The organism is Roseiarcus sp., assembly GCF_049514155.1.
Classification (GTDB): Bacteria; Pseudomonadota; Alphaproteobacteria; order Rhizobiales; family Beijerinckiaceae; genus Roseiarcus.
This window is the reverse complement of record NZ_JBEKVH010000207.1, coordinates 1-6,176: the sequence shown is the minus strand read 5'-3', so window position 1 is coordinate 6,176 and position 6,176 is coordinate 1. Positions and strand designations below refer to the sequence as shown.

Genomic DNA, 6,176 nt, shown 5'->3' with positions numbered 1-6,176 from the left:
GACAACCTGACTACGGACCTGTCACGCATCCGCGACAGCTTCGTGATCGCCAGCACCACGGCTTTTACCTTCAAGGGCAAGGCCATCGACGCCAAGGCGATCGGCAAGGAACTCGGCGTGCGTTACGTGCTCGAAGGTTCGGTGCAGCGCGACCAGAACCGGGTGCGGGTCAACGCCCAGTTGATCGACGCGCAATCGGGCGCGCATCTGTGGGCGGACCGCTTCGAGGAGGACGTGGCCGACCTGTTCAAGTTGCAAGATGAGGTGGTCGCGCGATTGGCCAATACGTTGCGCACCGAACTTGTCAAGGCAGAGGCGGAAAAGGGCGCCCGTTCCGAGTACCCCGACGCGGTCGATCTTACCATGCGCGGCTGGGCCTTGATGAGGCAGACGGGATTCACGAAGCAAACAAACGAGACGGCGCGCGCCCTCTTCGAGCAGGCCCTAAAGATCGACCCCAACAATGCCGATGCGCTGGCGGGGGACGCTTACAACTACACTCTCGAGTATCTTTTATGGAGAAACCCCCAGACCGACTACGAGGCAAAAATACTCGGTCCGACCGACCAGGCCATCGCAATCGCGCCCGACACCTTGTGGGCGTATGTCGTGAAAGGCGTCTACCTTCAATATTCACGCCGCGCCGACAAGGCGGTCGACGCCGCCAACGCCGGGCTCGCGGTCAATCCGAATTTCACCCATCTCTGGAGCATGCGGGGCGACGCCAACGTTCTTCTCGGCCGTTTCGAACAAGCCAAGTCCGATATTCTGCAAGCGCTGCGAATGAGTCCGCGCGATCCGCGCAGCGGGACCTGGACGTGGTTTTTGGGCAATGCCGAACTTGGCCTTGGGCATCTCGACGCCGCTATCGAAGCTTTCCATAAGTCGATTGACATCGGCGGGGCGCCGTTGTCCTACGCTGGCTTGGCCGCCGCATTTGCGCTCGCGGGCAAGATGGACGAGGCGAAGATAGCGCTGACGGACGCCCGTCGCCTTGTGCCCATTCTCACCGTCAAATGGCTGGCCCAATCGGGGCATGCCCCAGAGATACCGAGCCTGTTCGACGGACTGCGCAAGGCGGGGCTGCCGGAGGAATGAATGCGGGGGGCGGCACTCGCCGAGCTGACAACCCCTCAGGGGAATCGACGGAACGGATCATGCGGCGATGTATCGGGCGAGGGCGTCTTCGTCCCATGCCGCAACTTTGCGGCGCAGGGGTAGCGAGTCCTTGCCTTTTCCGCTTCGCAGCAACGTTCAGGGCGATGTGCTTGACAAGGGTTAGCTGCCACGATGCGCGGCCACCGGTTTGACCCGTCAGTTGTCGCCGCAGCGGCTAGCCCGACTTCGCGGATTCGCCTGTGGACAAGTCGATTTTGCGGGTTTTCGCGGTCGCTAAGCATTTGAGTTGATTGACGCCGACATCGAAAACGACGGCAAAAATGGCTGTAGTGAAGACCAACTAAACTCGGCATGGATTCCCAGAATCGGAGAGCCGTGACAAAATCCTTCGGCCATGTTCCTGCGAAAGACCGAGCGGCGGAAGAACGGAAAGACGCATCTTTATTGGAGCGTCGCTGAGAACCGGCGTCTCGATAATGGCCGTGTGGTCCAGCGCCACGTGCTCTACCTCGGCGAGATCAACTCCTCGCAAGCCGAGGCGTGGCGAAGAGCGATCGAAGTCTTTGACGAGGGCGAAGGGCGATTGCGCTCCCTCGCGTTGTTCCCCGAGGATCGCTGCGAGGCGCCTCACGGCGAGGACATCATACGCTTACGGCTGTCGGAGATGCGGCTCTGTCGGCCTCGCCAGTGGGGCGCCTGCTGGCTTTCCGGCGTCCTGTGGCGCGAGCTTAAGCTCGATCGCTTCTGGGCTGAACGGTTGTCGAAAAGCCGCAAGGGGACGCGCTGGGACCTGGTGCTGCAAGTGTTGGTCGCCTACCGGCTCATTTCGCCGGGAAGCGAGTGGCGGCTGCATCGCCAGTGGTTCCTCGACAGCGCCATGGCGGATCTCTTGGGTTCCGACTTCGGCCTCGCCGAGGCGCACAAGCTCTATGCCTGTCACGACCTGCTTATCGCTCACAAACAGGATTTGTTCTCGCATCTGACCGAGCGCTGGCGCGATCTGTTCAACGCCTCCTTCGACGTGCTGCTCTACGATCTGACCAGCACCTATTTCGAAGTCAACGCCTCCGATTTGCCTGAGGAAAGCAAGCGCCGCCATGGCTACAGCCGCGACAAGCGGCCCGATTGCCCGCAACTCGTCATCGCGCTCGTGGTAACGCCCGAGGGCTTGCCGCTGGCTTATGAGGTCCTGCCCGGCAACACCGCCGACTGCAAGACGCTGCGCTCGTTCCTCGCCAAGATCGAGAGCCAATACGGCAAGGCGCGGCGCGTGTGGGTGATGGATCGCGGCGTTCCGACCGAGGAGATTCTCGCCGAGATGCGCGCCAGCGATCCTCCGGCGAACTATCTGGTGGGAACACCCAAAGGTCGCCTCGCTCGTCTCGAGAAACATCTTATCGACAAGCCGTGGCGCAAGGCGCGTGAAGGCGTCGAGGTCAAGCTGCTTGCTGAGGACGACGAACTTTATGTCTTCGCCCAAAGCGCCGACCGCATCAGCAAGGAACGCGCGATGCGCCGGCGGCAGCTCAAATGGCTGTGGGCGCGATTGAAGAAACTCGCCGCCATGGACGTGTCGCGCCAAGAGAGGTTGATGAAGCTCGGCGCGGCGCGCTCCAAGGCGCCTTCGGCTTGGCGTCTCATCAAGATCGAGGTCGACGACAAGACCGGAGCGATGACATATTCGCTCGATCGCAACAAGCTCAGAACGGTCAGGCGCCGCGAGGGCCGCTATCTCTTGCGAACCAATTTGACCCACGACGATCCCGCCGAACTCTGGCAATACTACGTTCAGCTCGTCGCCGTGGACATCGACCAGACATGGCGACTCTCAAGAATCAAGGGTTGGAGGGTTTGGTTTGACGCTGGGAAGCAGGGCGCGACGGAATGGCAGAGGGGTGGCGCGGGCGGCTTTGAGTCTGGCGATAGTGGCCGCGTCCGCGGTGACGAGCTTGTTGAAGGTCCCCAGCACTTCGACCGAGCGGCTGCTTAGCCGCCCTTTCTGGACCCAGTAATAGATCGTGCCTGGGGGCGCGCCGATTTCGGCGGCGAGTTCGTTGATCGTCCATTCGTCCGGGCAACGGTGAGAGATGGTCCTCGGGGTTCCTCGCTTGGTCTCGATCAGTCCCGCGCCGATCAAGACGCGCCGGACCATTGGGCCGTTGAAGGTATCGCGACGCTTGGGCGGTCGCCAGCCTTCGTCGTTGAGGATCGAGGCGATCTCGACGCAATTGCAGCCCGCCCGGTGAAGTTCACAGGCTCGGGCGGCCAAGTCCGAATAGGCGCTGAGCGTTTTGAACTTGGCCACCGGCCGCACCAGTTCATGCGAGGTTCGGTTGCCGCCTTGCCAATGGCACTCCAGGCGAACCTGCTCGCTGCCGCCGATCACGGTGACGATGACGCGCTCCAGCAACAATCTGGCGATCGTTTGGCGCTCCTGCTGGGTCGTGGTCTCGGCCCGCCAAAGGGCGGGAAGATCCTGGGTCAGATCCTGGATGGCGGCCAGTTCGGCCGGGCTAGGCGCTTGGGGCTGCTCCCGCTGAAAGCGCTCGTGGTCGGCCAATAGACGCGCTTGCTCGCCGAGCGCCGTCTCCCAATCCTGCTCCAGCGTGCGGGCCACCAACCGATTCTCGGGCTCGACGCTGGCGTAACGGCGACGGGCCTGGTCGACCTGATGCTGCGCCCGTTCGAGGCGTTGGCTCCAATACTGGTTGAGCGCTTTGCGCTCCGCCTCCAGGTCGAGAGCCGCCGCCAGGCTGGCCTCGATCGCCGCCGGCTCCAGCGCCTTCAGGATCAAGTGCGTGACCTCAGCGTCCACCGGCGCGGCCTTCAGCGCCTGGCAGGACGGCGCGTCAAAGGACGTGCGCGCCCCAATGCACTGGTAGCGCGCCGCATGGCCGGCGTTGTTATACGTGGCCGTCATGCGCAGGCCGCACCGGCCGCACACGATCATCCCGGAGAGCAACGCGGCGCCGGCGCGCGTGGGACCCCGTTCGCTCGTCCGATTGGCCCGGATTTGTTCCTGATTGCGCTGGAACTGCTCCCAGGTGATGTAGGCCGGCAGGCGATCGGGCAGGAAGACCTCGGCATTCTCCGGGCGCGGCGGTCGTCGTCCGCTGCTCGGGTGGCCGGGCTTATGACGCCGCCGATCGATCGGCCGGACCCCATAGACGTAGACGCCGGCATAGATCGGATTGCTGAACAGATCCCCAAGCGAGGGTCGGCTTGGTCGGCGCCATTCCAGTTCGCCCTTGCCCGGTCCCCCGGCCACGCGCACCGGCATCTTGATGTCGTTCTGTACGAGATAGCGCAGAACCCCGCTGACCGTCCGAACGCGCTCGAAAAGCGCGAACACCATGCGGATCACGCTTTGCGCCTGCTCGTCGGGGTCGAGCGCCACTTCGCCGGAAGGACGGCGCAGGTAGCCCATCGGCAACGGCTTGCCGAGTTCTCCCCGCCGGGCTTTGGCGTTGCGGCCCGCCAGCATCCGAGCCTGGAGAATGTGGAGTTCCGCTTCCGACATCGTTCCCTTCAGACCGAGCAGCAGGCGATCATTGTAGTTGGCCGGATCATATACGCCATCGACATCGGCGATCAGCGTGTCGAACAGCGCGCAGATCTCCAGCAATTGATGCCAGTCCCGGCAAGATCGCGCCAGCCGCGACATCTCGATGCCCAGAACCAGACCGACATGGCCCAGGCCCACTTCCGCCACCAACCGCTGGAAGCCGAGCCGCCCTTCGACGGTGCTGCCGGATCGGCCGAGGTCGTCGTCGATGGTGACGATGGCCTCTCGCGCCCAGCCGAAATGAAACGCCCGATCGACCAGCGCATACTGGAGCTTGGTCGATTCCTGGTTGCGCTCAACCTGCTGAGGCGTCGACTGCCTGACGTAGATGATCGCCAGGCGTTGTTGATGCTCTCGCGTGATCTTCTCGGGCGTGAGGCCGGCCCGACGCGGCAGGAGATCCGCCTCCATGATCAGTTGTCTCCTCTCGGCGCGATGGGTTTTGGATCTGCCGAAGCGCCAGTTGCGCCAACAGCAGGGCCCATGACGCGATCCAAGCCAGCGCCCGACTTCGCGAAGCGCCTTGTAGCCCAGAATCGGCGACTCGCTGGATTCTGTCAACTTATAAGAGGCATCTGTTATGGGATATCGAGGAGGCGTTCAAGAACCTCAAGGGCGACCTGGCGATCCGTCCCGTCTTCCATTACGACGACAAGCGCATCGAAGCTCACATCTTCGTCGCCTTCCTCGCCTACTGTCTTCAGATCACGCTCACCCGTTGGCTCGCCGCACTCGCCCCCGGCCTCACCGCGCGTAGCGCGCTGCAAAAGTTCGCGGCCGTGCAAATGATCGACGTCCATCTGCCTACTGCCGACGGCCGCGAGATCATCCTCACCCGTTACACCGAGCCTGAGCCAGAGTTGCGCCTGCTCATCGACCGCATGAAGCTCGTCCTGCCCACCCAGCCGCGGCCCAAAATCGCCGCCTCCACCCTGCCGCCCCAACCGTCCTTGTAGTGAAGACCTTTTAGGCCAAGGCCTTGAGTTCCTTGAGGCGGGTCATCGAAAACTGGCCCAATCCGCGAAGTCGGGTTAGCGGTGCGCGTTCGGGACGTTCTCAGGCGACATCTTTGAGCGCCTTGACCCTCGTGCGGGCCCTTTCATCGATGGAAAGTTAGGTTAGCGCGAGGCGCCGCCGCAGTTGCCAATAGCGCTTGCCATCTGCGGTCGCTTGGCCATGCGCTGCCAATTTGATCGGAACATGCAAGGCGAAGGATAGGGTGACAAGCCTCACAACATGCGAAGTGGCAGTTTCGTTGGTGAATATCTCGTCATCGCTTATGCGAACCGAATCGATTGGAATATCAAAGCGACATACAAAGGAGAAGGAACATGAAGATACTCATGGTCATCACGTCGCACGACCAACTGGGTAACACCGGACGAAAGACGGGCTTCTGGCTCGAAGAGCTCGCAGCTCCGTACTACACTTTCAAAGACGGCGGCGTTGAGGTCACGCTCGCCTCCCCGAAGGGCGGACGACCACCGCTCGA

The 6,176-nt window shown here is 62.5% G+C and carries 2 protein-coding genes and 3 pseudogenes; 4 read left to right on the top strand and 1 reads right to left on the bottom strand.

Annotation, left to right across the window (positions count from 1 at the left end; translation table 11 throughout):
• Positions 1–1,098: tetratricopeptide repeat protein (locus ABSF49_RS19780; protein WP_424114350.1), on the top strand; the 1,098-nt coding region annotated here is incomplete at its 5' end.
• A 415-nt stretch (positions 1,099–1,513) separates the two neighbouring features.
• A pseudogene (locus ABSF49_RS19775) lies at positions 1,514–2,926 on the top strand (IS1634 family transposase); the annotation flags it as partial.
• 21 nt (positions 2,927–2,947) lie between these two features.
• Here the strand turns inward: ABSF49_RS19775 and ABSF49_RS19770 are convergent.
• Positions 2,948–5,095 carry a recombinase family protein gene (locus ABSF49_RS19770; RefSeq protein WP_424114349.1) on the bottom strand — a complete coding sequence of 716 codons (2,148 nt, stop codon included), beginning with the start codon at positions 5,093–5,095 and terminating at the stop codon, positions 2,948–2,950.
• 167 nt (positions 5,096–5,262) lie between these two features.
• Between ABSF49_RS19770 and ABSF49_RS19765 the strand changes: the two are divergent.
• Positions 5,263–5,640, top strand: a pseudogene (locus ABSF49_RS19765) (IS1634 family transposase); the annotation flags it as partial.
• A gap of 375 nt (positions 5,641–6,015) precedes the next feature.
• A pseudogene (locus ABSF49_RS19760) lies at positions 6,016–6,176 on the top strand (type 1 glutamine amidotransferase domain-containing protein); the annotation flags it as partial.